Source organism: Paenibacillus sp. GbtcB18 (assembly GCF_019091125.1).
In the GTDB taxonomy this organism is placed as follows: Bacteria; Bacillota; Bacilli; order Paenibacillales; family NBRC-103111; genus Paenibacillus_F; species Paenibacillus_F chitinolyticus.
This window is the reverse complement of record NZ_JAGXJX010000432.1, coordinates 1-264: the sequence shown is the minus strand read 5'-3', so window position 1 is coordinate 264 and position 264 is coordinate 1. Positions and strand designations below refer to the sequence as shown.

General features: G+C 28.4%; 1 protein-coding gene. It reads right to left on the bottom strand.

Annotated elements, in window-relative coordinates; translation table 11 throughout:
- A partial coding sequence (locus tag KVT34_RS30395; protein WP_217563308.1) for a glycosyltransferase family A protein occupies positions 1 to 264 on the bottom strand: 264 nt, incomplete at both ends.

Genomic DNA, 264 nt, shown 5'->3' with positions numbered 1-264 from the left:
CCTCACCACTTTCATCGATTTGTTCCCGATATGACGTCACAAATGAAATATTTACTATTCTAAAAAAACAATTCAGCATTTTTGTAAACTTTTCCGGATGAAATAAGACATCATCTAATAAAAAATTAATATAATTTCCATTTGCAAGTTCTATACATTTATTAAAGCTCTCAATTTCTAATGAAGTTTCATTTTTAACATAAGTAATACATTCATATTCACTTAAATATGGTTGAATCATCGCGTGAACTTCACCGTTCGTAC